The 25,125-nt window shown below is 72.3% G+C and carries 27 protein-coding genes and 1 pseudogene; 15 read left to right on the top strand and 13 right to left on the bottom strand.

Annotated elements, in window-relative coordinates:
- Together EMA17_RS15790 and EMA17_RS15785 are read right to left on the bottom strand one after the other, a co-directional pair.
- Positions 1–1,497 carry an MFS transporter gene (locus EMA17_RS15790; protein ID WP_126637657.1) on the bottom strand — a complete coding sequence of 499 codons (1,497 nt, stop codon included), beginning with the start codon at positions 1,495–1,497 and terminating at the stop codon, positions 1–3.
- 283 nt (positions 1,498–1,780) lie between these two features.
- The gene (locus EMA17_RS15785; RefSeq protein WP_126637656.1) at positions 1,781–2,311 is read right to left on the bottom strand and encodes a ferritin-like domain-containing protein; all 531 of its coding nucleotides are present in this window, start codon (positions 2,309–2,311) and stop codon (positions 1,781–1,783) included.
- 390 nt (positions 2,312–2,701) lie between these two features.
- Here EMA17_RS15785 and EMA17_RS15780 point away from each other — a divergent pair, with 390 nt between their 5' ends.
- The 3 genes from EMA17_RS15780 to EMA17_RS55360 all read left to right on the top strand — a co-directional run bounded on the left by EMA17_RS15780 (position 2,702) and on the right by EMA17_RS55360 (position 3,881).
- Entirely contained in the window at positions 2,702–3,379 is a 678-nt protein-coding gene (locus EMA17_RS15780) for an HhH-GDP family DNA glycosylase (protein ID WP_126637655.1), read from the top strand.
- A 115-nt stretch (positions 3,380–3,494) separates the two neighbouring features.
- A complete protein-coding gene (locus EMA17_RS15775; protein WP_126637654.1) occupies positions 3,495–3,704 on the top strand; it encodes a hypothetical protein in 210 nt (69 codons plus the stop codon).
- Between the two features lie 51 nt (positions 3,705–3,755).
- Positions 3,756–3,881: a hypothetical protein gene (locus EMA17_RS55360; RefSeq protein ID WP_281290500.1), complete on the top strand. Its 126-nt coding sequence runs from the start codon at positions 3,756–3,758 to the stop codon at positions 3,879–3,881.
- A 9-nt stretch (positions 3,882–3,890) separates the two neighbouring features.
- On the opposite strand, the gene EMA17_RS15770 is transcribed toward EMA17_RS55360, so the two are convergent.
- Positions 3,891–4,487, bottom strand: a complete 597-nt coding sequence (locus EMA17_RS15770; protein ID WP_126637653.1) for a helix-turn-helix domain-containing protein — start codon at positions 4,485–4,487, stop codon at positions 3,891–3,893.
- Positions 4,488–4,719: 232 nt separating this feature from the next.
- Between EMA17_RS15770 and EMA17_RS15765 the strand changes: the two genes are divergently transcribed.
- Positions 4,720–5,310, top strand: a complete 591-nt coding sequence (locus EMA17_RS15765) for an SAM-dependent methyltransferase (protein WP_246126722.1) — start codon at positions 4,720–4,722, stop codon at positions 5,308–5,310.
- A 62-nt stretch (positions 5,311–5,372) separates the two neighbouring features.
- Positions 5,373–5,858, top strand: coding sequence for a DinB family protein (locus EMA17_RS15760; RefSeq protein ID WP_126637651.1), 486 nt, complete (start codon positions 5,373–5,375; stop codon positions 5,856–5,858).
- A 22-nt stretch (positions 5,859–5,880) separates the two neighbouring features.
- Here EMA17_RS15760 and EMA17_RS15755 read toward each other — a convergent pair whose 3' ends face one another.
- A complete protein-coding gene (locus tag EMA17_RS15755; RefSeq protein ID WP_126637650.1) occupies positions 5,881–6,633 on the bottom strand; it encodes a TetR/AcrR family transcriptional regulator in 753 nt (250 codons plus the stop codon).
- Between the two features lie 51 nt (positions 6,634–6,684).
- Between EMA17_RS15755 and EMA17_RS15750 the strand changes: the two genes are divergently transcribed.
- Together EMA17_RS15750 and EMA17_RS15745 are read left to right on the top strand one after the other, a co-directional pair.
- Positions 6,685–8,127 (top strand): DHA2 family efflux MFS transporter permease subunit, encoded by a 1,443-nt coding sequence (locus EMA17_RS15750; RefSeq protein WP_126637649.1) that lies wholly within the window; start codon positions 6,685–6,687, stop codon positions 8,125–8,127.
- A 222-nt stretch (positions 8,128–8,349) separates the two neighbouring features.
- Positions 8,350–8,808 carry a hypothetical protein gene (locus tag EMA17_RS15745; protein WP_126637648.1) on the top strand — a complete coding sequence of 153 codons (459 nt, stop codon included), beginning with the start codon at positions 8,350–8,352 and terminating at the stop codon, positions 8,806–8,808.
- Positions 8,809–8,862: 54 nt separating this feature from the next.
- On the opposite strand, the pseudogene EMA17_RS54075 reads toward EMA17_RS15745, so the two are convergent.
- Both EMA17_RS54075 and EMA17_RS15735 read right to left on the bottom strand, forming a co-directional pair.
- Positions 8,863–9,419, bottom strand: a pseudogene (locus EMA17_RS54075) (alpha/beta hydrolase family protein); the annotation flags it as partial.
- Positions 9,420–9,449: 30 nt separating this feature from the next.
- A complete protein-coding gene (locus tag EMA17_RS15735) occupies positions 9,450–9,989 on the bottom strand; it encodes a CGNR zinc finger domain-containing protein (protein ID WP_126637647.1) in 540 nt (179 codons plus the stop codon).
- 140 nt (positions 9,990–10,129) lie between these two features.
- Here EMA17_RS15735 and EMA17_RS15730 point away from each other — a divergent pair, with 140 nt between their 5' ends.
- Positions 10,130–11,755, top strand: coding sequence for an FAD-dependent monooxygenase (locus EMA17_RS15730; protein WP_160161420.1), 1,626 nt, complete (start codon positions 10,130–10,132; stop codon positions 11,753–11,755).
- A gap of 13 nt (positions 11,756–11,768) precedes the next feature.
- Here the strand turns inward: EMA17_RS15730 and EMA17_RS15725 are convergent, their stop codons facing one another.
- Positions 11,769–13,442 (bottom strand): PucR family transcriptional regulator, encoded by a 1,674-nt coding sequence (locus EMA17_RS15725; protein WP_126637645.1) that lies wholly within the window; start codon positions 13,440–13,442, stop codon positions 11,769–11,771.
- A 177-nt stretch (positions 13,443–13,619) separates the two neighbouring features.
- A complete protein-coding gene (locus tag EMA17_RS15720; RefSeq protein ID WP_126637644.1) occupies positions 13,620–14,612 on the bottom strand; it encodes a LacI family DNA-binding transcriptional regulator in 993 nt (330 codons plus the stop codon).
- 105 nt (positions 14,613–14,717) lie between these two features.
- On the opposite strand from EMA17_RS15720, the gene EMA17_RS15715 reads away from it, so the two are divergent.
- Positions 14,718–15,659 (top strand): carbon-nitrogen hydrolase, encoded by a 942-nt coding sequence (locus tag EMA17_RS15715; protein ID WP_126637643.1) that lies wholly within the window; start codon positions 14,718–14,720, stop codon positions 15,657–15,659.
- Positions 15,660–16,038: 379 nt separating this feature from the next.
- On the opposite strand, the gene EMA17_RS52925 is transcribed toward EMA17_RS15715, so the two are convergent.
- Complete coding sequence (locus EMA17_RS52925) at positions 16,039–16,359, bottom strand: hypothetical protein (protein ID WP_174861373.1); 321 nt, start codon at positions 16,357–16,359, stop codon at positions 16,039–16,041.
- A 188-nt stretch (positions 16,360–16,547) separates the two neighbouring features.
- Positions 16,548–17,783: an NAD(P)/FAD-dependent oxidoreductase gene (locus EMA17_RS15705; protein WP_126637642.1), complete on the bottom strand. Its 1,236-nt coding sequence runs from the start codon at positions 17,781–17,783 to the stop codon at positions 16,548–16,550.
- Between the two features lie 204 nt (positions 17,784–17,987).
- On the opposite strand from EMA17_RS15705, the gene EMA17_RS15700 reads away from it, so the two are divergent.
- Both EMA17_RS15700 and EMA17_RS15695 read left to right on the top strand, forming a co-directional pair.
- Positions 17,988–18,866, top strand: a complete 879-nt coding sequence (locus EMA17_RS15700; protein WP_126637641.1) for an endo alpha-1,4 polygalactosaminidase — start codon at positions 17,988–17,990, stop codon at positions 18,864–18,866.
- Between the two features lie 109 nt (positions 18,867–18,975).
- Entirely contained in the window at positions 18,976–19,296 is a 321-nt protein-coding gene (locus tag EMA17_RS15695; RefSeq protein ID WP_126637640.1) for a DUF6087 family protein, read from the top strand.
- Positions 19,297–19,356: 60 nt separating this feature from the next.
- Here the strand turns inward: EMA17_RS15695 and EMA17_RS15690 are convergent, their stop codons facing one another.
- A complete protein-coding gene (locus EMA17_RS15690; protein WP_126637639.1) occupies positions 19,357–20,283 on the bottom strand; it encodes an SMP-30/gluconolactonase/LRE family protein in 927 nt (308 codons plus the stop codon).
- Positions 20,284–20,455: 172 nt separating this feature from the next.
- Here EMA17_RS15690 and EMA17_RS15685 point away from each other — a divergent pair, with 172 nt between their 5' ends.
- Positions 20,456–20,932: an Lrp/AsnC family transcriptional regulator gene (locus EMA17_RS15685; RefSeq protein ID WP_126637638.1), complete on the top strand. Its 477-nt coding sequence runs from the start codon at positions 20,456–20,458 to the stop codon at positions 20,930–20,932.
- A gap of 49 nt (positions 20,933–20,981) precedes the next feature.
- Here the strand turns inward: EMA17_RS15685 and EMA17_RS15680 are convergent, their stop codons facing one another.
- Complete coding sequence (locus EMA17_RS15680; RefSeq protein WP_126637637.1) at positions 20,982–21,710, bottom strand: rhomboid-like protein; 729 nt, start codon at positions 21,708–21,710, stop codon at positions 20,982–20,984.
- A 278-nt stretch (positions 21,711–21,988) separates the two neighbouring features.
- On the opposite strand from EMA17_RS15680, the gene EMA17_RS15675 reads away from it, so the two are divergent.
- Positions 21,989–22,459, top strand: a complete 471-nt coding sequence (locus tag EMA17_RS15675) for an indole-3-glycerol phosphate synthase (RefSeq protein ID WP_126637636.1) — start codon at positions 21,989–21,991, stop codon at positions 22,457–22,459.
- A 114-nt stretch (positions 22,460–22,573) separates the two neighbouring features.
- Here the strand turns inward: EMA17_RS15675 and EMA17_RS15670 are convergent, their stop codons facing one another.
- The gene (locus EMA17_RS15670) at positions 22,574–23,542 is read right to left on the bottom strand and encodes an EamA family transporter (RefSeq protein ID WP_126637635.1); all 969 of its coding nucleotides are present in this window, start codon (positions 23,540–23,542) and stop codon (positions 22,574–22,576) included.
- Between the two features lie 80 nt (positions 23,543–23,622).
- On the opposite strand from EMA17_RS15670, the gene EMA17_RS15665 reads away from it, so the two are divergent.
- Both EMA17_RS15665 and EMA17_RS15660 read left to right on the top strand, forming a co-directional pair.
- On the top strand, positions 23,623–24,540 hold the full coding sequence (locus EMA17_RS15665; RefSeq protein WP_126637634.1) for a LysR family transcriptional regulator: 918 nt from the start codon (positions 23,623–23,625) through the stop codon (positions 24,538–24,540).
- 141 nt (positions 24,541–24,681) lie between these two features.
- On the top strand, positions 24,682–25,017 hold the full coding sequence (locus EMA17_RS15660) for an NIPSNAP family protein (RefSeq protein WP_126637633.1): 336 nt from the start codon (positions 24,682–24,684) through the stop codon (positions 25,015–25,017).
- Positions 25,018–25,125 lie beyond the last annotated feature (108 nt).

The following is a 25,125-nucleotide window of genomic DNA, read 5'->3' as shown; positions in this document are numbered from 1 at the left end:
CTACCCGCGCTCGTCCGCCGCCGTCAGCGGCGGCGCGATGTCCTCCAACGAGCGGCGTTCCGCGTTCACCGCGAGGAACCCGGCCACCACGCCCGCCGCGACCATCAGGGCCGCGCCGATGCAGAACGCCAGTACGGTGTCGCCCACATCGCCGGACTTGGTGAGGTCGGAGAAGACCAGCGGGCCGGCGATCCCGCCCGCCGCCGTGCCGACCGCGTAGAACAGCGCGATGGCCGAGGCACGCGCCTCCATCGGGAAGATCTCCGAGACGGTCAGATACGCACTGCTCGCACCGGTCGAGGCCAGGAACAGCACCACACACCAACAGGCGGTGAGCGTGGAGGCGTTCAGGTGTCCGGCACCGAACAGCCAGGCCGTGCCGAAGAGCGCCAGGCCACTGCCGACGTACGTCGACGTGATCATCACCCGCCGGCCGAGCGAGTCGAACAGGGGCCCGAGCAGCAGCGGTCCGAGCAGGTTGCCGACCGCGATCACCGCGAAGTAGTACCCCGTCCGACCACTCGGCACGTCGTAGAACGTCTCCAGAATGGACGCGAAGCCGAAGGTGATGGCGTTGTAGAGGAACGCCTGCCCGATGAACAGCGACAATCCCAGCACCGAACGCCGCGGATAGTCCCGCACCACGGCCCGTGCGATCGTGCCGAGCCCGGCGGACTTGCCTTCGTCGATGGTCACTTCGCCCTCCGGCGCGGGCAACTCGCGGCGCTCCCCGGCACCGTGCGCACCCTCCGCGACCAACCTCTCCTCGACGCCCGCGACCAGCCGCTCGGCCTCCTCGCCGCGGCCGTGCAGGTACAACCACCGCGGGGATTCGGGGACATGCCGGCGCACCAGCAAAATCACCAACCCCAGCACCACGCCCGACGCGAAGGTCAACCGCCAGCCGACATCGGCCGGGAACAGCCCGGTGTTCAACATCGGTACGGACAACAGCGCCCCACCGGCCGCCCCGGCCCAGTAGGTGCCGTTCACCGCGAGATCCACGCGGCCCCGGTAGCGGGCCGGCATCAACTCGTCGATCGCGGAGTTGATCGCCGCGTACTCCCCGCCGATGCCCAGTCCGGTGACGAACCGGAACAGGAAGAACATCCACGCCTCGACCGACAGCGCGGTCAGCGCGGTGCCGGCCAGATAGACGGCGAGGGTGACCATGAACAACTTCCGGCGCCCGAACCGGTCGGTGAGCCACGCGAAGAACAGGGCGCCGATACAGGCTCCCGCGACGTACAGCGCGGCGCCCGGGCCGGTCACCTGCGCCGCGGTGATGTCGAGACCGCTGTCGGATTCGGACAACCTGCCCGCGACGTTGCCGACGACCGTGACCTCGAGGCCGTCGAGGATCCACACCGTGCCGAGACCGATCAGGATGCGCCAGTGCCACGTCGACCACGGCAATCGATCCAGACGTGCCGGCACGTTCGTGGTGAACGTCGTGGACTCTCTCGGTCGGGTGCTCGGTCCCGATACGTCGGCCACGGTGCATCCCCTCCTGATCGGGTCGGGTCCGGGCAGCGTCGAACAGCTCCGACAAGGCCATGAAGCCCGGGAGTTCGCATGTCTTGGAATCGTCTTCGCCGGCGAACCGGCGGCTACCCCGAATTCCCCTCCCGACACGATCGATTCGATCGGGAGAGTGACCCGGGAGGCAGCGGGCGGACGCACCGCGGAGCCGCCGCCTCGACCGGGATCTCGTCACGACTCGACACGCGGGACCGGGGGCGCGACCGCCACCCCGGTCCCGCGCGTTCCCGGCGTACGCTCAGGAACTCTTCTCCAGGAACCCCAGCATGTCGTCGGCGTGCTCCTCCTCGACCGAGAGAATGTCCTCGATCACCCGCCGCGTGGTCGGGTCCCCGTCGCCGAGCCAGCCGACGATCTCCGTGTACGCCTGGATCGCGATGCGCTCGGCGACCAGGTTCTCCCGAATCATCTCGGTCAGATCCGACGACGTCTCGTACTGCGAATGGGCGCGCCCGGCGGCCGTGGACGGGTCGAAGTCCGGTACACCACCGAGCTGGGTGATCCGCGCGGCGAGCTTGTCCGCGTGCTCCTGCTCCTCGTTCGAGTGGACCAGGAACTCCTCCGCGACCGTCTCCCCGTGCACGCCCTTCGCCGCGAAGTGGTGTTGGCGATAGCGCAGCACGCACACGATCTCGGTGGCCAGGGCGGTATTGAGCACCTCCACCACCCGCTCCAGGTCCGCCCCGTACGCGGCGGTCACCGGGCCCTTGTCCATCTGCTGCCGAGCCTTGGCCCGGAGGGTTTCCACGTCACTCAGGAATTCCGACATCGTTCCTCATCTCGCTCGCTCGATTCCACGCCGTTACCCCGGGCTCCTCCACGCAATCGCACGAGACCCGCGCCCGGATCCGTGGGGGAACCCCAGGACATCGAACGGTGCCCGTCCGGCTGCCCCGGTTCCGCCGATCAACGCGCGAGTCCCCGGCAGCTCCAGCCGACCAACCATGAGGACGGCCAACTCCCTTATCAGCAAAGGTTGTTCGTACAACGCACCGCTCCACACCCCGCCCCCGCGGCACTTCCCAAACCGCCCGCACCCCCGCGGCCGCGCCCACCGGGCGACACGATCCGCCGGCCCGCCGCACACGGTTGTGATCGGACCGTCCGGGTACTCGCTCCCGCCAGGAACGACCGACCGCATCCCGCCCGGAAGGCGCCCGTGACCGACAGGCCGCAGTCCCCCGCACGACACCGTGCCACCGTCCGGACCCTGCTCGCCGAAGCCGGCACGACCTACGCCGAGGAAGCCGACGTGCGGCTCGCGGACAAGCCCGCGCCGCTGTGGCGACTGCTGGTCCTGAGCAATCTCGCCGCCACCCGGATCAAGGCCTCGATCGCCGTCGCCGCCGCCCGTGAACTCTTCGCGGCCGGCGGCGGCACACCCACCGGCCTGGCCGCACTCACCTGGCGACAACGCGTCGACGCACTCGGCCGCGCCCACTACGTGCGCTACGACGAGGGCACCGCGACCCGGCTGGGCGACTGCGCCGACCTGATCCACCGTCGCTACGCCGACGACCTGCGTCGACTCGCCCGCGACGCCGACGAACGACCCGAACGGGTCCGGGAACTGCTCCGCGAATTCCCCGGCATCGGGCCGACCGGCGCCGGGATGTTCTGCCGCGAGGCCCAGGCCGTCTGGCCGTTCCTGCGGCCGACCCTGGACGATCGGGCCCTGCACGGCGCCGCCCGGCTCGACCTGCCCACCACCGCGCGGGGCCTCGCGGCCCTGGTGGCCGCCGACGACCTGGCCCGACTCGCCGCCGCACTGGTCCGCGTCGACCTGGACAGGCACCTGGCCGACCGCGTCACCACCGCGACTCCACCACCGGAGTGAACGCGGACACCCGAACGGACGTGTCATCGACCACGACCCGGGTAGCCGCCCGACAGGAAGACCCGGAGGACACGCAGGAAGCCACGCCCGAACCACAGGAAGCGAGACGACGACCATGGGCAGCCGCCACGAATCCCGCGCCGGAACCAAGGCCCGCACCGTGACCCCGACCCCCGACGCCGTCAAGGACCGCGCGGCCGATCACGGTGCCGCCCCCGGGCATCGCGCCAGGCGAGGGGCGCCCGCGCTCGGCGCGGCGGCGGCCGGAGTCGCCCTCCTGCTCTGGAAGCGCACCAGGACCAGGTCCCGGCGACACGGCAGGTAGCCCCGGGCCCGCAGGTACCCGCCGTACCCACGCACGCCGAAGGAGGCCGGAATGTCGACGGAATCGGTGCTGCGCCTACGCATCGCGGCGGTCGTGATGATCGGCCTCGTCATCCTGCTGGTGGTACTGACCACCCGATGGCTGGCCAAACGCCACCGCGGCCCCCGCAGGCACTGACGCTCCGGCCTACGTGCGCACCCGAGGCGCACCCCGGCCCCCGTGCACGTGCGCCCGCGTCCCCTGCAGGTCGAACAGGACCAGAAGCTCCACCGCCCCGCCATCCGCGCTGCCCAGCCAGTGCGGCAGCGAGGTGTCGAACTCGACGGCGTTGTCCGCCCGCACCGTCACATCCCGCTCGCCGACCACCAGGCGCAACGTGCCGCCGAGCACGTACAGCCACTCGAACCCCTCGTGGGTCTGCAACGTCGGTTCGAGCGGTTCCGGGCGCGCCGGAATGATCATCTTGAAGGCCTGTGTGCCGCCCGGCCGTCGGGACAGCGGTACGAACGTCATTCCGAACCGCCGGATCGGCTTCAGGTGGATGCGCGGATCGCCGGCGCGCGGGGCGCCCACCAGGTCGTCCAGCGGGACGTCGTAGGCGTCCGACAGGAGCAGCAGCAGTTCCAGGGTCGCCCGGCGCCGACCACTCTCCAACCGGGACAGGGTGCTTTCGGACACCCCGGTGGTCGCCGAGAGTTCGGCGAGGGTGATGCCACGCGCCTGCCGCAGCGCCCGCAGTCGTGGTCCGACCGCGTCGAGCACGTCTTCCAGTGCAGAGTCCATGGGACCAGCTTGCCGAAACGGCAAGGAAGCGCGCCACCCGGTGATACGTCGGCCGAGACTGGCCGCACCGACACCGAGGGGAAGGAATCCCATGGAGCACTCCGACGCCGCACCGCACCGGAACGACGCCGCACCGCACCCCACCGACACGACGCCGCACCCCACCGACGCGGCACCACACCTCACCGACCCGCACCCGTCCGGGGACGACGCCGCACGCTACTGGGACTCGATGTACGCCCGGCGCCCCGCGCCCACCGACCCGCGGCCGAACACCCGCCTCGTCGAGGCGGTCACGCCACTGCCCCCGGGCGACGCGCTGGACCTCGGATGTGGTGGCGGCGGCGACGCGCTGTGGCTCGCGGATCGGGGTTGGCGGGTCACCGCCCTCGACGTCTCGGCCGTGGCCACCTCCCGACTCGCCCGGCAGGCCCACGCCCGCGGCCTGGGCGATCGCGTCACCGCCACCCCGCAGGACATCCGCGCCGCGCTGCCCGACCTGCGCTTCGACCTGGTCAACGCGCACTACTTCCACACCCCGTACGAGCAGGACCGCACCGCCGTCCTGCGCTCCGCCGCCGAGCTGCTGCGTCCGGGCGGACGGCTGCTGGTCGTCGACCACGGTTCGACGGCGCCGTGGTCGTGGAATCAGGACCCGGACGTGCGGTATCCGACACCCCGGGAGGTCGTGGCACCGCTGCGCCTGTCCCCCACACAGTGGCGGGTCGAACGCGCGGACATGCCGCACCGGATCGCGGTCGGCCCCGACGGCCGCACCGCCGAGGTGATCGACCACGTCCTGCTCGTCCGCCGCATCGCGTGACACCGCTCCCACCGAAACAGGCGCCCGCACCGACGGGCCCCACCACGCACCAGGAGAACCCCGTGCCCACCCGCCGCCGTGACACCCCGCCGCCCCGCACCGCGAACACCGAAGTCGACGTCCTGCGCGGATTCCTCGACTACCTGCGCACCTCGATCGCCGCGAAGGTCGACGGAGCCCCGGAACCCGCGGTGCGGACCGCGGCGGTGCCCTCGGGGACGAATCTGCTCGGCCTGCTCACCCATCTGACCGCCGTCGAGGGCGCGATGTTCCTCGGCGAGAAGGTCACCGACTGGCAGGCGACGTTCCGGCCCACGGCCGAGGACGGTGTGACCGACGTCGTCGCCCGCTACCGGGAGACCGTCGACCGCGCGAACACGGTCCTCGACACCTGCACCGACCTCGGCGCCCCGCTCCCCCGGCCGGGCCGCTCCGGCCCGGCGCCGAGCGTGCGCTGGGCGCTCACCCACATGATCGAGGAAACCGGTCGCCACGCCGGCCACGCGGACATCCTCCGCGAACTCGTCGACGGCACCACCGGTCGCTGAGACCGCCGCCGGCGGGACCCGACTACGAGACCGTCGGGGCCGCCGGTCCGGGACCGCCCGGGACGAGGTTGTCGATGATCAACCCGAGGGCGAAGTCGAACCGTTCGTTCCCCTCCCCCGAGGTCAGTTCGGCCGCATGCCGCGTGATCCGCGGGAACCGGTCGGCCGGAAGTGCCTCGAGCCGGCCGACCAGTTCGTCCCGACTGAGCACCCACGCGTAGTCCGGGTGCTTCCGGCGCTGCTCGAGCAGCGCGCGCTCCAGGGTGTAGGCGCCGACGTAGAGGGTGAGGCTGTCGATCGCCCACGCGGCCGTCCGCGGCGCGACGCCCCCCGCGAGCAGGATCGCGAGCAGCCCCTCGTTCACCCGCAACGTCTCCAGGTTGGTCGGGACCATGGCCATCGCGGCACGCGAGATGCCCGGGTACATCAGGAACTGGTCGCGCAGTTGCCCGCACACGTCCCGGGTCTGGGCCCGCCAGGCCGCCGGATCGGGCTCCGGCAGCACGATCCGGGAGCAGAGGCGGCCGATGATCAGGTCGTCGATGTCGTCCTTGTTGACGATGTGCGCGTACAGCGAGGACGGCCCGGTGCCCAGGACGTGAGTGATCCTGCGGACGGTGAGCGAGTCGTAGCCCTCGGTGGCGACCACGTGCAATGCGGCGTCGGTGATCCGGTCGAGGGTGATCGGCTCCCTGCGCGGGGGCGTCGCCGCGGGGTCGGCGGGCGGCGGTGCGTGACGGGCGGCTCGGCCCCGCCTCGGCTGATCGGAAGGCATGGGCACATCCTAGCTTGACCAGAACTAAGTTCGTCGCGTAGAACTTTGTTCATGACTACTGAACTTAGTTCGTTGACGACTTCGCGCGCCGACCCCCTGCCGCTGCGCCGGGCCTGGCTGGTCCTGGCCGTCGTCTTCATGGCCGAGATCATGGATCTCCTCGACTCCGGCATCGCCAACCTCGCCGGCCCGTCGATCCGCGCCGACCTCGGCGGCGGCCCGATGACCCTGCAATGGGTGCTGACCGCCTACACCGCGGCCTTCGCCCTCGGCCTGGTCACCTCCGGCCGACTCGGCGACATCCTCGGCCGGCGCCGGCTGTTCCTGCTCGGCATGTCCGGGTTCACCCTCGCGTCACTGGCCTGCGGTCTCGCGCCCAGTCCCGGCTTCCTGATCGCCGCCCGCCTGCTCCAGGGACTGTTCGGGTCCGTGACCATCCCCCAGGGCATGGCCCTGGTGAAGGTCGTCTTCCCCCCGCAACACCTGCGCAAGGCCCTGATGCCGTTCGGCCCGATCATGGGCCTGGCCACCGTCGCCGGGCCGATCCTGGCCGGCTGGCTGCTCGACCTGAACCCGTTCGGCACCGAGTGGCGCTCGATCTTCCTGATCAACATCCCCTTCGGCATCGCCGCCGTGGCCCTCGGCCGACGGGTCCTGCCGCACGACAGCGGCGAGGACCCGAGTGCCCGCCTGGACGTGACCGGAGTCGGGCTGCTCACCGCGGGATCCGCCCTGCTGATCGTCCCGCTCATCCAGGGGCAGGAGTTGGGCTGGCCCGTCTGGACCCACCTCACGATGGCCGCCTCGATCGTGGTGTTCGCCCTCTTCGTCCGCTCCGAACGGCGCAGCCCGCACCCCGTCATCACCCCGTCCCTGTTCCGCCGGCGCAGCTTCGTGGTCGGACTGCTGATCGTCGGCGGCTTCTACGCCTCGCTCAGCGCGTTCGTGCTGGTCATCAACCTGCTCCTGCAACTCGGCCTGCACTGGACGCCGCTGCGCACCGGCCTGACCCTGATCCCCTGGGCCCTCGGCACCGCCGTCGCGGTCCTGCTCGCGGGTGCCGTACTCGCCGAGAAACTCGGCCGCGCCACCCTGCGGATCGGCCTGTCCATCGCGATCGTCGGCCTCCTGGGCCTGTGGTGGTCCACCGTGCACTGGTACACCGACGTCACCGTCTGGCGACTGGCCCCGTCGCTCTTCCTGACCGGCTTCGGCGCGGGCCTGATGTTCGTCCCGCTCTTCGACTTCGTCCTCGGCGACGCCACGACCGAGGAGGTCGGCTCCGGCGCGGGCATGCTCAACGCCGTCCAGCAGTTCGCCGGAGCCATCGGCGTCGCCGCCCTCGGCACCGTCTTCTTCGGCCGCGTCGCCCACGGCGGCACCCGCGCCCACTTCCACGCCGCGGAACTGGTCTTCGCCATCTGCGCCGCGCTGTACCTCCTCACCCTCCTGCTCGTCGGCCTGCTGCCGAAGCACTCGCAGCAGGCCCACTGAGCGACCGCACGGGGAGCGAGGACCGGGTTTCGGCCACGAGGCCCGTCGCATGACGGAAAGTCATCGCTGATCAACCCGATGTAACGCACATCACGTCCACAGTCACCCGCCGATGTCACTCGGTGGCTCACAGTCGTGCGAGTATGTGTCATGTGAGATGTGAAATGTCACACCTCATCAGCGATGTGCGTCCGTCTCGGGCGTCGAATACGGAGGTCTCCCATGAAGAAGGTCATCACCACCGCGGCGGCGATATGCGTAGCCGGCCTGAGCGTCCTGGCCACGGCGCCGCCGGCGTCCGCCGACGACACGCGGGCGACCACGCCCACGTCGGTCACCTGCGGCACCTACGGCCTGCAGTCGGGCCTGTCGACCAAGGTGTGCGCCGAGGTCACCGGTGACAATGTCCAGCTCTTCGGCCAGGTCGGGCTCGCCGGTCCCCCGTCCCCGGGCGGCCCGTACCCCCGGCCGCTCCCGGTGACGCTGCGGCTGACCGGCAACGTGTCCGGCGTGTCCCTCGGCGCGGTCAGCCGCGACGACGTCTTCGACTTCGCCACGATCAAGGTCTACGGTGTCGGCGGCGCGATCACGTGCGGCTCGACCGTCCACGGCAGCTTCGAGGTCGAGTCCTACCAGTGGCCCGCCCGCCCGGTGACCCTGGACCTGCCGGTTCCCTGCTGACCCCACATCGGGCAACGGCGGTCCCCGGAAGGCAGGTTCCCGGGGACCGCCGTCCTATGTGCACTCGGATTCGACGCGACCCAAGGGCTTCGGGTCGCGCGCCGGCGCGTCGCACGCGGCTTGCCATACCGACCGGCTCGCGGGGTCGTCCGCGTGGAGTTCGGCGCGCAGGTGGGCCCGGGCGAGGAGTTGGTCCGCGGCCACACGTTCGGGGTTCTCGTCCGTGGTTTCGGCGACGTCGCAGCCGGAGATCCCGCCGAGCCCGTGCTCGGCGTCGAACAGGGTGAGCAGGAACTTGGGGCCCGGGGCTCGGCCGGGTGCGCCTCGCTCCCGTCGTCCGGGTCGGTGAGCCGGGCGCCCGGCAGCAGGCTCGCGGTGTGGCCGCCCATCGAGTGTCCGGCGACCGCGACCCGGCTCGGGTCCAGGCGCCCGAGGAGGCGTGGCACGGCGGTCTCGATCACGTCGAGCGCGTCGAGGACGCGGGTCATGTCCTCGACGCGCGATCGCCGGAATATCGGTGCCCCGGGGGTGTCGGGGGCGAGTTTCAGCGTCGTCGAACTCAGGTGGGTGGGCCGGACGACCACGAAGCCGTGGCTCGCCCGGAAGTCCGCGCGTAACCGTCCGAACATGGTTTCGTTTCGTCAAACGCCCCGCCGACCCCGGTGCGCGGCCACCCGGACCCGGGTGGCGCAGCGGGGGGTGCAGTAGCGCTGCGGGGTGCGGCGGCCCGTGTCGATGAAGAAGTGGTCGCAGTCCGGGGCGGCGCACCGCCCCCAGGCACAGCGGCCGCGCTCGCCGAGCCACAGACCCAGGGCCAGGGCACAGGTGGCCAGGAGCCAGTGGGCGGGGTCGGCGTCCCGGGGCGCCTTCGCGTGCATCGACCAGGGGCGTCCGGGAAGGCGGACCAGGCAGGGCTGCGCGGGGTGTTCGTCGAGGAGGCCGTTGATCGCCTCGGCCGCCCGGTCCTCGTCGCCCGTCTCCAGGATGCGGATCAACCGGGCGGCGGCCTCGCGCAGTCGCCGGGCGTCGTCCTCGGTGAGCGCGAACGGCGGGCCGCCGTGGTGCGCCAGCAGGTCCTGGAGAGCGGCCGCGCCGACCCCGGGGTCCGCCTGGACGGTGTTCGCCAGGTCGGCGATGAAGTAGAGGCCGCGGGGGTTGTCCGCGCCGAAGTCCTCGGGCATGTGCTTCGTCCTTCCGACCGGCTCCGTCGCGGGCTTCCTTCCCGGGCGACCCTGCCATGGTAACGTCTAAATCATTCGCCGAGCGTTACGGCATCGACGACCGTCCACTCCGCCGCGCGAGATCCGCCCCCGGGAGAGCCATGCACGCGACACCACCACCGACGACTCCCGTGCTCATCGTGGGCGGCGGACCGATCGGCCTGACGTTGTCGATCCTGCTGTCCCGACACGGCGTGGACCACCTGCTGGTCGAAGCCCATCCGGGCACCTCCCGCCACCCCAAGGCCCGTGGCATCGCGGCCCGTTCGATGGAGATCCTGCGGCGTCTAGGGCTCGAGGAGGCGGTGCGCGACGCGGGTCTCCCGGCCTCGCAGGTCTTCTTCTATCGGGGTCGGGACCTGGTCGATCCGGACTTCGTCCGCACCGGCGTCGCCGACGACACGCCCGGCGGGGACGAGCACACCCCCTCGCCCGGGCTGATCTGCTCCCAGGACGCGCTGGAACCGGTACTGCTGCGCCGGGCCCGCGAGTCGGCACCCGGCCGCGTCCGATTCGGCACGCGCCTGCTGTCGTTCACCGAGGCAGGAGCCGAGGCCGGAGCCGAACACGCGCCCGAGACCGAGGCCGGTGCCGGCCTCGACGTCCTCCTCGAAGACCGGGACACCGGCCGCCGGCACACCGTGCGCGCCGCATGGCTGGTCGGTTGCGACGGCGCCGCCGGTACGGTCCGCCCTCGCGCGGGCATCGCCATGGACGGCCCCACCGGCCTCGCCCACTTCCTCAGCATCCGCTTCGAGGCACCGCTCGGCGCCGTCGTGGCGGACCGGGCCAGTGCCTCCTACTTCCTGACCCCGCCCGCACTCGGCGGCTTCATGGCCGTGGACAACGACCGCAACTGGATCTACCAGTACCCCTTCGACCCCGAGCACCCGCGCGCGGGCGAAGACCTCGACGACCCGCGCCGGCTCGCGGCCCTCGTCCGCACCGCGGCCGGCATCCCCGACCTGGACGTGACCGTCCGCGACACCATGTCCTGGCGGATGGACGCCCGCCTGGCGGCCGGCTACCGCAGCGGGCGCGTACTCCTGGCCGGCGACGCGGCCCACGTCGTCCCGCCCACCGGCGGACACGGTATGAATACCGGGATCGGCGACGCGGACAACCTCGCCTGGAAGCTCGCCGCCGTCGTGGCCGGCCGCGCCGACGTGGCCCTGCTGGACAGCTACGACGCCGAACGCCGCCCGGTCGCCCGCCACGTCATCGACGTATCCGACGGCAACGCCCGCTCCCGGACCGGCTATCGCATCGACGACGAACTCCTGCTCACCGCCGCCTACCGCTCCACCGCCGTCGCCCCCGACCCCGATATCCCGGCCCCACCGCCCCTGGACGTCACCGGCTACCACCCGAGCGGCGCCGCCGGACACCGCGCCCCGCACGTCCGCCTCGTCGGCCCGCCCGCGGTCGCCTCCACCCTCGACCTCGTCGGCCCGGACTTCACCCTGATCACCGCCGCCGACACCCCCGCCTGGAACCGACAGGCCGACGCCGCCACGACCGCCGGGATCCCCGTCACCGTCCACCCGCTCGACGGCGTCCGCCTGCGCGAGGAACGCCCCGGCACCTTCCGGCGGTTGTACGGCCTGCCCTCGAGCGGCGCCGCCCTGATCCGCCCCGACGGCCACATCGCCTGGCGCGCCGCCGCCCCACCCGCGGGCCCCGAACTCCGCGAGGTGCTGCGCCGCGTCCTCACCGGGGCGCGATAACCCCACCGACTGATCACCACACCCCCGTGGACCGCGCCTCGTCCTCCCCGACCGACCCGCCCGACCGCGGCCCCATCAGCCGCAGTTGCAGCGTCATCGCGAACCGCGCCGCCGGGTCCTGGAGGTCGACCCGGCCCACCTTGGCCATGCGACGCATGCGATAGCGAAACGTGTTCGGGTGCACGAACATGCTCGCCGACGCGGAGACCACGTCGCCGAAGGCGTCCAGCCACGCCCGCAGCGTCTCGACCAGGTTCGAGTGGTGCTTGGCGTCGTAGGCGACCAATCGGGCCAGCGGGCCCACGAGTTCATCGCCGTTGACGGCGGCGAGGTCGCGCATCTCCAGGAGCAGCGCGTCGATGTGCACGTCGGCGATCGAGGCGACCCGCAACTTCACCTCACCACTCGACAAGACCCGCAGCGCACGGTCGGCGTTTCGACGCGAGCGGCGCAGCGCGGTGGGCTCCTCCGCGATCGACCCGACGCCGATCAGCGCCTTGACCCGATCGCCGGTGCGTTCCAGGAAGTTGTCCGCGATCTGCACGGCACGCTCCCGCGCCGCGCCCGGATCACCCGGCGCGGGCAGCACGGCGTAGGCGACGTCGCCCAGGAGCGCGACGGCCGAGCGGGGTTGCACGGCGTGGAGGTGCACCGCGAAGGCCGAGGTCAATCGTTGTCGCTCGGCGGTGAGTCGGGTATCGTCCTCGGCCCGGTCCGAGACCACACCCAGCGCGAGCACCACCGTCGGCTCGTGCACCAGCCCCAGGCGGGCCAGCGCGTCGGTCGCGCCGGCACCGCCCTCCAGGACCGTGGTGACCAGGTCGGCGCGCAGTCGGTGTTCGGCGTCGGTGCCGGCCCGGTGGCGCAGCAGGTGCAGGGCGACGAGTTGGGCGGCGTCACGGAACGCGGCGGTGCGCTCCGGGCTGAGCGGTTCGCGGACCGCGGCCCACACCGAGCCGAGGATCTCGTCGCCCGCCCGGACCACGATCGCCGTGCGCCAGAGCGCGGGCTCGTCCGGGTCGTCGACCGCCGGGGCGATGAGCAGCGGCTCTCCGGTGCGGTACAACTCCTTGAACACGCCCCGGCTCTCGAAGACGCGCAGGTACTTCTCCGGGACGCGGCGGGCGAGGATGGTCTCCACGCGTGACGGGTCGGCCTCGTCCTGTCGGCCGGAGAAGGCGAGGATGTGTGAACGGCGGTCCTCGATGGTGATCGGCGCGTCGAGCAGTGTGGCCACGGCGTTGGCAAGGGCGAACAGGTCTCCCGAGGGCACCCCGCCCAGGGTCTGCCCGCCGGCGTCGCCGAAGTCGCCTTCGGTGAGCAACGTGCGGAGCATGGCCGCGAGTTGGGCCCAGGACGCACCTCGGGTCAGCGCCAGCACGGCGATGCCCGTCTCGGCGGCGACGCGCGCGACCTCGTCGTCGGGCTCGACGGGTCCACGCACGATCAGCGCGGTGACGCCGTGCACGCCGAGCGCGCCCAGGAGCCGGGCGATCTCGGCGGGGCCGTGCACGGCCGGTCCCAGCACCACGGCGTGCCGGGGGTAGGCCGGTTCGTCGTACGGGTCGTGAATGACCACCCCGCCGATCTCCTCCACGGTGTCCGCGTCGCCGTGGACGAGGTCGAGGAAGGTGCGGCCGAAGTCCTCGACCACGCGGGCGAGGCTTCGGCGGTGGTGGTTCGTCACGTGGGTGTCACCTCGGTGCGGAAAAACGATACGGTCCCCGATGTCGTACCCGACGATCACCATCGAGGGGAAGATCACCGGGAGGGTCGAACCACGCGGAGCGCCCGGGCGGGGCCGGGACGAGCCGTCGGCGGGCGGGCTCCGGTCGTGTCGACGGGCGCGGGCGCCCGGTCGTGGTCAGCGTCGCGTCGAGTCGCGCAGCCGTGGTTCCCACGGGTGTTCACGGACGGTGCCCGGTTGTTCGGTGCCGGCGAGCAGGTCGGACAGCAGGTCGGCGCAGGCGCGGCCGTAGCCCGCCGGGTCCAGGTCCACGGCGGTCACCGGCGGCGTCGCGTTGCGCATGGCGGCGCCGTCCACGCACGAGGCGACCGGCAGGTCCGTACCGACGCGGCGCCCCGCGCCCGCGGCCGCCCGCAACACGCCCGGGGCCGCGCCGTCGGGCGCGCACACGATCGCGTCGACCGCCGGGTCGCTCGCGAGCAGCGCCGCCGCGGCCTCCTCGGCCTCGGCGGGCGAGCAGACGAACGGCACCAGTCGGACCGCCACGTCCGTGTCGTGCGCGCGGGCCCAGTCCGCCGCGGTGTCGCGCAGCGCGACCGCCCACGCGGACGTCCCGTCCGGAGCCAACAGGGCCGGACGGCGGGCGCCCCGCTCGCGGACGTGGTCCAGGAGCGCGTTCAGCGACCCGGCCGTGTCGCAGACCACGACCCCGTGCGGGGCGGCGGCCGGTCCGGGATAGCGCTCGCCGGTCACGACCGGAACTCCCGCGTCCAGGAGCGCGGGCAGCGCGGCATCCTCGGCGTCGGGATCGACGATCACCAGGCCGTCGACCCGGGCGGCCAGGCCGTCGGCCGATCCACCCGGGGCCAGCAACATCACGTCGAGCCCGGCCTCCTGGGCACGTTCGACCACGCCGAAGGCCAGTGACATGTAGTAGTCCAGCCGGGTCGCGGTCCGGGGCAGGCGCAGCCCGATGCTCCCGGTGCTCGACCGGCGCAGGCTGCGCGCCGCGCTGTTGGGACGGTAGCCGAGTTCGCGGGCCACTCGGCGGACCCGCTCCCGAGTCGCCTCCGCCACCCGTCCGGTGCCTTGGAGGGCGTCGGACACGGTGCTCTTGGAGACCCCGGACACACGGGCGACGTCGAGCAGGGTTGCGGGGCGGCCGGTCACATCGAGGGAGTCTAGCGGGTCCCGAACTGCTTGCCGGAACGTTCCGGCGTGACTACGCTGCCTGCGCCGGAACGTTCCGGCATGCCGAAGCGGAGGACCACACCCATGCGCGTCATCACCGCCCCGAACCCGCCCGCCTCACCGGCTCGGGTGCACCCCGCACGCCGCGCGCCGCTGCGCGTCGCCGCGATCCAGCAGCGGTGGCACGCCGACCCCGCCGAACACCGGGCGGCGCTCCTGGAGGGCATCCGGCTCGCCGCGGCCGAGGGCGCGCGGATCGTCTGCCTGCAGGAGCTGACCCTCTCCCCGTACTTCGCCGTCGTCCGCAAGGCCGACCACCCCGCGCCGGCCGAACCGGAAGACCTGCTGTCGGGGCCGACGTTCGGCTTCGCCGCCGAGGCGGCCCGCACGTACGGCGTCCACGTGCACGCCTCGCTGTACGAGAAGGCGCCCGCGCCCGACGGCACCGACGACGGTCGCGGTTACAACACCGCGATCCTGGTCGACCCCGACGGCACGCTGATCCAACGCACCCGCAAGACCCACATCCCCGTGACCGAGGGCTACTACGAGGACCACTGGTTCCGTCCCGGCCCGGCCGGGGACGACGCGTTCCCCGTCGTCCCGGTCGGCGAGGCGACCCTCGGCCTGCCCACCTGCTGGGACCAGTGGTTCCCCGAACTGGCCCGCGCCTACGCGCTGGCCGGGGCCGACGTACTGGTCTACCCGACCGCGATCGGCTCCGAGCCGGCCTTCCCCGGCTTCGACACCCAGCCGATCTGGCAGCGGGTGATCACCGGAAACGCCGCGGCGAACGGCCTGTTCATGGTGGTCCCCAACCGGATCGGCGCGGAGAACGGCCTGACCTTCTACGGCAGTTCCTTCATCGTCGACCCCTACGGCCGGGTGCTCGTCCAGGCACCGCGCGACGAGCCCGCCGTACTGGTCGCCGATCTCGACCTGGACGCCCGGGGCGACTGGCTCGACCTGTTCCCGTTCCTGACCACGCGCCGCCCCGACGCGTACGCGCCGCTGACCGCGCGCTGAGAGCGGACCGCCGGGCACACCCGCATCGGGTGTGCCCGGGCCGATCCCCACGCACCGCGGCGCGGCCACGCGTCACACCGTCACCAATACGTTGATCGTGACCGCCACCACCACGAGGACCAGCACCACCCAGAGCCAGAGCGGGCGTTCCTTCGGGGGCTGCCATTCGGGTCGATCGTTCATCGGGACGCACGTCCTTTCCTCGGTGGGATGAATCGAGTCGATGCAAGCGCGCTCGGCCGCACCGCCGACCCGCCCCCGAGGACGGCGAGCCGCGAACCCGACACGATCCCGAACGCGGTGATCGGCGCACAGGCGCCGAGCGGCGCCACGAACGGCGCGACCGGGCCGCCGGTGTGGGCGCGCGGCGTGCGGCGGATCAGGTACCACACGCGTGTCCCTCCCCGAGCCCGGTCATCCGCTCGGCGATCTCCCGCTCGGTCGGCGCCGCCGCCTCGCCCGTGACGCGCCCGTCGGCCGGGAAGACCACCCGACTCGCCCCGGTGGGCTCGTCGGCGAAGACCGCGTCGGGCCGACCCGGGCGGCCACCTCCCGTACCGGCGGCGAAGCCGATGTCGGTCGGGTGCGGCGTGGTGACCGCTCCGCCGGCGGTGCGGCAGGACTTGCCACCCGCGTCCGGCACGACGGCGAAGTGGGTTCTCGCGTCCGGGAGTTCGTGGTCGGTGCGGGAGTGGTTCACGGGTGCTCCGGGCGTCGCGGCGTCGATTCCGTGGAGTCGGCGGAATCACGGATCCGCCGACTGCCTCGAATCTAGGCTTCGCCGCCGGCGCGACCCATCCCGCGTACGGGCGTATCCGGGGAGGTCGCCACGGGTGTGCCGATGGTGGTGCGGGCACCACCATCGGGCACCGGATTCACCCCGGGCGGCTACACCCGATCGAGCGGGATTCCCTGGTCGGCCAGCCTGTCCGGGTCCACGGCGCGGCCGGAGCGCACGAGTTGCCCGATGGCGTCGGTGACGTCCCAGACGTTGACGTTCATCCCGGCCAGCACGCGACCCTCGGCCAGCCAGAAGGCGATGAACTCCCCGCCGGCCGGATCGCCCCGGAACAGCACCCGGTCGTACTCCCCCGGTTCGGCGTAGCCGGTGTACTCCATGCCGAGTTCGTATTGGTCGGTGAAGAAGTAGGGGATCCGGTCGTACGACACGTCCCGGCCGAGCATCGAACGCGCGGCGGCGGGCGCCTGGTTGAGCGCGTTGGCCCAGTGCTCGACGCGGATGCCGCGGCCCAGGACGGGATGGAGCGCGTTGGCGACGTCGCCGGCCGCGTACACGTCGGCGGCCGAGGTGCGCAGCGCGGCGTCGGTACGGATGCCGTTGTCCACGGTCAGCCCGGCGGCTTCGGCGAGCGCGGTGTTCGGGGTGACGCCGATCCCGACCACGACCACGTCCGCGGCCACCTCCGTGCCGTCGCCGAGCCGGACGCCGGTGACCTTTCCGCCCGCGCCGACGATCTCCGCGACGTCGGCGTGCAACCGGAACTCGACGCCGTGCGCGGTGTGGAGGTCGAGGAAGATCCGGGCGACCTCGTCGCCGAGCACCCGCAGCAGCGGCAGCGGGGCCGCCTCGACCACGGTCACCGGGCACCCGTGTTCCCGGGCCGCGGCGGTGGTCTCCAGGCCGATCCAGCCGCCGCCGATCACCACGACCCGACGACCGGCGCGGAAGTCCGCCAACAGCCGGTCGCTGTCGGCCAGGCGGCGCAGATAGCGCACGCCCTCCAGGTCGGCGCCGGGCACGGGCAGTCGGCGCGGCGTGGCACCGGTGGTCAACAACAGCTTGGTGTAGTCGATGCGCTCGCCGTCGTCCAGGACGACGGCGGACGCCGCGACGTCGATCGCGGTGACCGTACGCCCCAGGCGCAGTTCCACGTCGTGGTCGGCGTACCAGGACTCCTCGTGCACGTAGGCGTCGTCGCGGGGGTTCTTGCCGAGCAGGTATCCCTTCGACAGCGGCGGGCGTTCGTAGGGGTACTCCCCCTCGTCGCCGATCAGCACGATCCGGCCCGCGTATCCCTCGGCACGCAGGGTCTCCGCCGCCTTGGCGCCGGCGAGGGACGCACCGACGATCACGTACGGGGAGCCTGTCGAAGTCGTACTCATGGCCGACCCTTTCGTCGCACTGCACGGCAACCTCCCGGCAGCGTAGCGATCACACGGCGCTCATGACACGTCACGCCACGTGTCGAACGCGGACGGAAGCCGTCGCCGCGCTCACGATTTCCTCACGGTCGACGGCGCACGATGGGCCCGTTCCGCGCAGCCGCGCGATCCCACCCCCTCGCCGATCCTCCCGGAGTCCCGACCATGCGCCCACCGGCCCGCCGCCGTCGCCGCACCCTCCTCCTCGCGCTCGCCGGAGTGGTCACGGCGACCCTGCTGACGGGGTGCGCGTCGGAGGGCATCGAGATCGCGCCGGTGCCGGCACCGAATCCGCCGGCGCCCGCGTCGATCGCCCCGCCCGCTCCCGGCGTGGTGCGTCCCGATCCGCACGCCCGGTTCGACTACCAACTCGGCGGCGCCTACGCCCCGCCGCCCGGGGTGCGCGTGTTGTCCCGCGACCGCACCGCCCGTCCCGAACCGGGCCGGTACAACATCTGCTACGTCAACGCCTTCCAGGTCCAACCCGACGCCCTCGACCGGTGGCAGCGCGAACACCCGGACCTGCTGCTGCGCGACGGCGGCACCCTCGTGATGGACACCGAGTGGAACGAGGCCCTGCTCGACATCTCCACCGACGCCAAACGCACCGCCCTCGCCTCGATCGTCGGCGACTGGATCGACGAGTGCGCCCGGTCGGGTTTCCAGGCGGTCGAGCCGGACAACTTCGAGTCCTACACCCGCTCCCACCGTCTCCTCACCCCGGCCGACGACATCGCCTTCGCCCGGCTCCTCGCCGCCCGGGCGCACGCCGCCCACCTGGCCATCGCCCAGAAGAACGGCGCCGAACTGCTCGACCGCAGCTCCGATGTCGGCTTCGACTTCGCGGTGGCCGAGGAGTGCGGCCGCCACGACGAATGCGGCGCGTACGCCTCGGCCTACGCGAACCGCGTCTTCGTCGTCGAGTACGCCAAGCCCCGCTTCATCGCGACCTGCCGGGCCTGGGGCGGGAAGGTGTCGGTGGTCCTGCGCGACCGGGACGTGACGCCGGCGGGCAACCGGGAGTATCGCTACGAAACCTGCTGAGCGGCGGCGGCTTCCCCCACCCGGATCAACCCTCGCGGATCCTTGCACCCGTGCCCGATCAAGGCGCTACGGTTCCGGTCGAAGCGTACCCGTCCAGACCGGAGAGCACGTGAGCAACGACGAACCCCTGGAAGAGTGGGCGGCCCGACGCGAGCGGCGCCTGCGTCCCGTCGGCGAACGCAAGGCCGTACACCTCACCGGTCCACCCCGCGCGTCCCACGTCGATCGTGAGGCACCGCGCGTCGTCCTGGAGTGGGACGGCTACCAGTGGGTCACCCTGGCCGTCGCCGCGAACTACCTCGAAGCGGCACGGCTGGTGTATCCGTCGTCGCGGGAGGGAGTCGGCGGGGGCGGTACGACGGCCGCCCACCGCACGCGGCCGGCTCCGTACCTGGGCGAGGGCACCGGCCGCCACCGCAGGACGACGTAGCACGAGCGCGACAACTCGGCCGCACCACACGGGGGTTCGGCCGCCGATCCGCCGGCTCCGTCATCGCCCGGGCAACCGCGACAGGCCGGTGACGGAGGTGACCAGGGAGTACAGGGCGTTGGTGGCGGCGATGAACATGCGGTTGCGCTTGGCGCCGCCGAAGGTGATGTTGGCGACGGGTTCGGGGGTGCGGATGCGGCCGATGAGGGTGCCGTCGGGGGCGTAGCAGTGCACCCCGTCGGCCATCGCCGCCACCCACAACCGTCCCCCGTCGTCGAAGCGGATGTTGTCGAACCGCCCGTCGCCGGCCCGGCATTCGACGAACACCTCGCCCTCCGAGAGGGTCCCGTCCGACCGGACGTCGAACACGCGCACGTGGTTGGCGCGGGTGTCGGAGACGTACAGCCGGCGCTCGTCGGCGGAGAGCACGAGACCGTTGGGCCCGGCGAACCCGTCCGCGACCAGCCGCACATCCGCCGTGACCGGGTCGATCCGGTACACGTTCGGCGCCCCGATCTCGCTCTCCGCGCGATACCCCTCGTAGTCGGTGGTGATGCCGAAGTCGGGGTCGGAGAAGTAGATCGATCCGTCCGAGTGCACGACGGCGTCGTTGGGACTGTTCAGCCGCTTGCCCCCGAAACGATCGGCCAACACGGTGACGGAGCCGTCGTGTTCGGTGCGGGTGACCCGGCGATTGCCCTGTTCGCAGGTGATCAGGCGGCCCTGCGCGTCGAGGGTGTTGCCGTTGGGATGCCCGGCCGGCGAACGAAAGACGCTCACCGCCCCATCGGTCTCGTCCCAGCGCATCATGCGGTCGTTGGGAATGTCGCTCCAGATCAGGAAGCGCCCGGCCGGGAAGTACAGCGGCCCCTCCGACCAACGACCGCCGTCGTACAGCGTCTCCAGTCGGTCGTCGCCGTAGACGCACCGCTCGGTGCGGAACCGTTCGTCGATCACGTCGTAGATCGGAGTTCGTGCGTCGGACATCGTCTCGCAGCTCCTCGTCGTCACAGAACATCATCTCGCATGGATCAATGAATACAGAATATGATTCGACGACGTCAATCCCGAGCCGAACACACGCCATCCCTCTCCCCGACACCGCCGTCGCCCGCTAACATCGAGCCCCCGCGATCGACATCACCCGTACGGAGGACCCATGGACGACGTCGACCGGGGCCTGCTCGCGCTGCTCCAAGCCGACGCGACGCGCACCTACGCCGATCTCGGCCGGGAGATCGGCCTGTCCGCCGGCGCCACCCACGAGCGGGTCCGCAAGCTCCGCGCCGCCGGCGTCATCCGGCGCACCACCGTCGACATCGACCCCGCCGCCGTGGACCTGGACGTGCTCGCCTTCGTCACCGTCGACTCCGTGGCCTGGATCGGCGACTCCGGACCGGCCTTCGCCGCGATCACCGAGATCCAGGAGGCGCACGTGGTCGCCGGCGCGGCCTCCGTCCTCCTCAAGGTCCGCACCACGTCCACCGGTGCCCTCCAGGACGTGCTGCGCCGCATCCACGCCATCGCCGGGGTGAGCAGCACCCAGGCCACGATCGCCCTGGACACCTTCTTCGAACGCCCCACCCCCACCGGCGGCACGCCGGCACACGACGGGACCGGGCCCGACGAACGCTGACCCGGTCCGGGCCACGCGCTCTTCGGGCCACGTCGTCGCCCGCCGCGCCCTACGAACCGCCGGACGTCGCCCCGACCGCCTTGCCGGCGGCGCGTGACCCACGCCTGCCGCGCCACCACGCGTCCGGATCCCACCTCGGCCGCCCGCGCGCGAAGCGGTGACAGCACAGCCCGATCAACGCCGCGCACAGATGCCCGGTCGCGGTGACGTCCCGCTGCGAGAGCAACGGCAGGCCCACGTACAGGGCCAGGCCCACCGCGTAGACCCATCGCCCGCGGCCGGCGAGGCCGTGGAACAGCAGCCCGGCGACCGCCATGTAGCCGTAGCTGGGCCCGACATCCACCTGCAGGCGCGCGCTCTCCGCCAGCGTGCCCTCGTGGATCCGGACCAGGACCAGCGCCTGGCTGACGCACGTGGCGCCCACATGCCCGAGCGCGGCGACCGTGAGCATGCGCCGGGTCCCCACCCACCGTTCGGCGACCGCGCACAGCGCGGTGAGTATCACGACGAACCTGATCACGTGCCAGCCCTCGGCCCACACCGCGCTGGCCACCATCACCCGCAGCGGCCTGGTGTCGAGATTGTGCAGATTCGTGCTCTGCCGGCGCAGAAAGGCCATCCGCTCGTCGGCGGTCAGTCGCACATACATGTCGAGCGTCGTGACGTGAATGATCAACAGCCAGAGGTACGTGGCCGGCGCCGACACGATCCAGGCGCGCAACGCGCGGACGGCACGCCGCGTCGACTCCAGGGTGGGCGCGAGCAATGGTTCCCCCATCGGGAGGCGGACGTCCGTACCGAGCCAACCGCGCGGATCCCCGACCGAACTCCCGGCCCCGACGCGCACGAACGCGCCCGGCCGCACGACTCGGCCGCCCGACGCGTACGGACAACAGGGTATGCCGGCGATCCCCGCGTCCCGGCCCGTCGCACCGGCCACCGGGCAATCGACGACCTCGGCGCCGCCCGGCGCGAAACCGGCATCGCGACCGATCCGTGTCGCTATCGTTACTCACCGTCCGCGCCCGTTCGGGGCGCGCCACGGAAGGGGCCACGGTGTTCACGAGCGTCCTGATGGTCGAGCAGCCGCTGTCCGCGGCGGACGTCGACCTCGTCACCACTCTCCACGACGACACGATGTCCTTCGTCGTACTGCTGCAGCCGCGCGGCGCCGAGGACCGCCTGCTGCGCGCCATCGACGACGTCGCCCTGGGCGAACTCCAGCAGGCGGCCCACGAATCCGACGAGCCGGAGGGCGAGGATGCGCGCCGGCCCGCCGCCCTCGCCCTGGAGCACTCGCTCCGCAGCCTGCGGGACGCGGGAAGCGAGGCCGTCGGACAACTCGTCGAGGGCCATCCGCTGGATCTGCTCCGGTCCGTGGTCGATCAGACGCACGCCGACGAGGTGATCGTCCTGACCGCCCCGCACCTGGTCGAGGAGTTCTTCCACCGGGACTGGGCGAGCCGCGCCCGGCACAAGGTGGGTGTGCCGGTGCTGAAGCTGTACGCCCACAGCGACGAGGAGTGACGCGGGACGCCGCCGCGCGCCGCCCGGCCCGGCACGGGCCGGCGGCCGTCGGCGGGGAACCGACGGCCGCCCGATCACGCCGGGTCGACGGGGTCGACGGGTCGCGATCGGCGGTCACCGGCCGGCCGAGTCGACCGTTCGTTTCCTCGGGGCGGCGGGAGCGGGGACGGCGGGCTTCGGGGTGGGGGCGGGGAGTTGGCCCGCGACGATGGCGGCCAGGGCGAGGGCGAACCCGGCGAGTTGGATCGGGCCCAGCCTCTGGTCGAGGACGACGGCACCCAGCGTCGCGGCGACCAGCGGGGAGAGCAGGCCGAGGACCGCGACGGAGGTGACGGGCAACAGACCGATGCCCTGGAACCACAGGACGTAGGTGATCAGGCCGCCGACCACGCCCAGCCAGAGGTAGCCGGCGGCGGCGTTCGCGTCGATCGCCGGCGGCGCTCCCTCGGCCAGGAAGGTGACCGGTACCAGGAACAGGCCCCCGGCGGTCATCTGCCACCCGGCGAAGGCCAGCGGGCCGACCCCGTCCGGACGCCCCCAGCGTTTGGTGAGCGTCAGGCCGGACGCCATCATGGCCGCGCTCCCCAGACCCGCCACGATGCCGACGGTGTCGAGCGCCGCGTTCGGCCCGATCACCACCAGGCCGACGCCGACGGCGCCCGTCACGCCCCAGAACAGCCGCCGCGGGGAGAGGCGTTCGTGCAGCACGCCGACCGCCAGGACGGCGACGATCAGCGGCTGGGCCGCGGACAGCGTGGCGGCGACGCCACCGGGCAGGCGTTCGGCCGCGATGAACAGCAGCGGCAGGAACAGTCCGATGTTCAGGACGCCGAGCGCCGCGGCCTTGGCCCACCAGGCGCCGCGCGGCAGCGTCCGGGTGAACGCCAGCGCGATCAGACCGGCGGGCAGCGCGCGCATCAGGCCCGCGAAGAGCGGGTGGCCGGACGGGAGCAGTTCGGTGGTGACGATGTAGGTCGTGCCCCAGACCAGGGGCGCCAGGGCGGTCAGGGCGGTGCGCGGCAGGCTCCCGTGGCGGACGCCGCCCGCGCCGCCGGACGGCCCGCGGCCGGCTCGGCTTGTCATGGCTCGAAGTCTGGCCCGACATCGATCGATGAGTCCAAGACATGTTTGTCACCGCATCGATCTCGATTCAAGATGGATCCATGGAGCTCCAACAGATGCGCTATGTCGTCGCCGTGGCCGAGACCAACAGCTTCACCCGCGCCGCGGAGCGCTGCCTGGTCGTGCAGTCCGCCCTCAGCCACCAGATCGCCCGGCTCGAACGCGAACTGGGCGCGCGACTGTTCGCCCGGACCAGTCGGCGGGTGCGACTCACCCCCGCCGGCGAGGCGTTCCTGCCCGCCGCACGCCAGTGCCTGGACGCGGCCGAACGGGCCGCGGCCGAGGTCGCCGCCGCCGTCGGCGAAGTACGCGGACGCCTCGCCGTCGGCCTGATCCCCACCGTCTCCGCCGCCGACATCCCCGACGCGCTCGGCGACTTCCGCCGGCGCTACCCGCAGGTGCGGATCAGCCTGCGGGTCGGCGCCAGCGACGACCTGATCGACCGGGTCCGGGACGGGACGCTCGACGTCGCCTTCCTCGGCCTGCCCACCACCGCCCACCCCCAGGGCGTGGCCGCCCACGAACTCGGCCGCGACCACCTCGTCGCCATGGTCGCCCCCGACCACCCGCTCGCCGCCGCGTCGACCGTCGACCTGCACCGGCTCTCCGCCGAGGTCTTCGTGGACCTCCCGGCCGGGACCGCCGGGCGCATCCAGTCCGACCAGGCCTTCGCGGCGGCCGGGCTCACCCGCGACGTCGCCTTCGAGATCACCACCACCGACTTCATCCCCCGCCTCGTCGGCCGCGGCCTGTGCGTGGCGATGTTGCCCGCCGCCTACGCGCCGCGCTTCGCCGGTGTCGTCACGCTGGAGATCGCCGATGCGCCGGCGCGGGTCGAATACGTCATCTGGAGCCGCTTCGCCCGTACCCCGGCGGCGAGCGCGTTCCTCGGCATCCTCGGTGTTCCCGGTGTGCCCGGCGCTCCCGACACAACGACCCCGGACCGGGACGACGCGTGAATCGACGGGCCGGTCGACCCGGGGCGCGCTCCGCCGATCCCCGGGCGCGGTGTCCGGGGCAGCCGGTAGCGTGCCGAAGGCCGGCCGCCCGACGTGCCTCCGTACCCGCCGAGAACGACCCGACCACCCGGGAGATCGCTCGTGATTCTCGAGATCCGTACGTACCGCCTGAAGCCGGGCACCACCGACGACTTCGTCCGCGTCATGCGGGAGGAGGCGGTGCCGATGCTGGAGAAGGCGGGCATCCGCGTCGTCGACTGCGGATCCTCGCTCGTCGCCGAGGAGGGCCACGAAGAGGCGTACCTGATCCGCGCGTTCGCCTCGCTCGACGAACACCGCGAGCAGGAGGAGGCGTTCTACGCGAGCGACACCTGGCGCCGGGGCCCGCGCGAGGGCGTCGTATCACGCATCGAGAGCTACCACTCGATCGTGATCGAGACCCCCGAGGAGGCCGCCGCGATCCTCCGCCGAGACTGACACCGGGCCACACCGCCGCAAGACGGACAAGCCATTCCGCGAACCCGAGCCCCGCACGGCGTCTCGCATCCCACCAAGGCCCGCACAACCCCGCACGCACGTACCACC

This window comes from Embleya hyalina, from assembly GCF_003967355.1.
Taxonomy (GTDB): domain Bacteria; phylum Actinomycetota; class Actinomycetes; order Streptomycetales; family Streptomycetaceae; genus Embleya; species Embleya hyalina.
This window is presented reverse-complemented; position numbering and strand designations above follow the sequence as displayed.

Coding starts and splice junctions, on each gene's coding strand:
- EMA17_RS15680 (WP_126637637.1), bottom strand. CDS start 21,710: ATGGGGGAACCATTGCTCGCGCCCACCCTGGAGTCGACGCGGCGTGCC.
- EMA17_RS15665 (WP_126637634.1), top strand. CDS start 23,623: ATGGAGCTCCAACAGATGCGCTATGTCGTCGCCGTGGCCGAGACCAAC.
- EMA17_RS15765 (WP_246126722.1), top strand. CDS start 4,720: ATGTACGCCCGGCGCCCCGCGCCCACCGACCCGCGGCCGAACACCCGC.
- EMA17_RS55360 (WP_281290500.1), top strand. CDS start 3,756: ATGTCGACGGAATCGGTGCTGCGCCTACGCATCGCGGCGGTCGTGATG.
- EMA17_RS15705 (WP_126637642.1), bottom strand. CDS start 17,783: ATGAGTACGACTTCGACAGGCTCCCCGTACGTGATCGTCGGTGCGTCC.
- EMA17_RS15755 (WP_126637650.1), bottom strand. CDS start 6,633: ATGCCTTCCGATCAGCCGAGGCGGGGCCGAGCCGCCCGTCACGCACCG.
- EMA17_RS15715 (WP_126637643.1), top strand. CDS start 14,718: ATGCGCGTCATCACCGCCCCGAACCCGCCCGCCTCACCGGCTCGGGTG.
- EMA17_RS15690 (WP_126637639.1), bottom strand. CDS start 20,283: ATGTCCGACGCACGAACTCCGATCTACGACGTGATCGACGAACGGTTC.
- EMA17_RS15750 (WP_126637649.1), top strand. CDS start 6,685: ATGACTACTGAACTTAGTTCGTTGACGACTTCGCGCGCCGACCCCCTG.
- EMA17_RS15735 (WP_126637647.1), bottom strand. CDS start 9,989: ATGCCCGAGGACTTCGGCGCGGACAACCCCCGCGGCCTCTACTTCATC.
- EMA17_RS15730 (WP_160161420.1), top strand. CDS start 10,130: ATGCACGCGACACCACCACCGACGACTCCCGTGCTCATCGTGGGCGGC.
- EMA17_RS15745 (WP_126637648.1), top strand. CDS start 8,350: ATGAAGAAGGTCATCACCACCGCGGCGGCGATATGCGTAGCCGGCCTG.
- EMA17_RS15685 (WP_126637638.1), top strand. CDS start 20,456: ATGGACGACGTCGACCGGGGCCTGCTCGCGCTGCTCCAAGCCGACGCG.
- EMA17_RS15775 (WP_126637654.1), top strand. CDS start 3,495: ATGGGCAGCCGCCACGAATCCCGCGCCGGAACCAAGGCCCGCACCGTG.
- EMA17_RS15700 (WP_126637641.1), top strand. CDS start 17,988: ATGCGCCCACCGGCCCGCCGCCGTCGCCGCACCCTCCTCCTCGCGCTC.
- EMA17_RS15670 (WP_126637635.1), bottom strand. CDS start 23,542: ATGACAAGCCGAGCCGGCCGCGGGCCGTCCGGCGGCGCGGGCGGCGTC.
- EMA17_RS15770 (WP_126637653.1), bottom strand. CDS start 4,487: ATGGACTCTGCACTGGAAGACGTGCTCGACGCGGTCGGACCACGACTG.
- EMA17_RS15785 (WP_126637656.1), bottom strand. CDS start 2,311: ATGTCGGAATTCCTGAGTGACGTGGAAACCCTCCGGGCCAAGGCTCGG.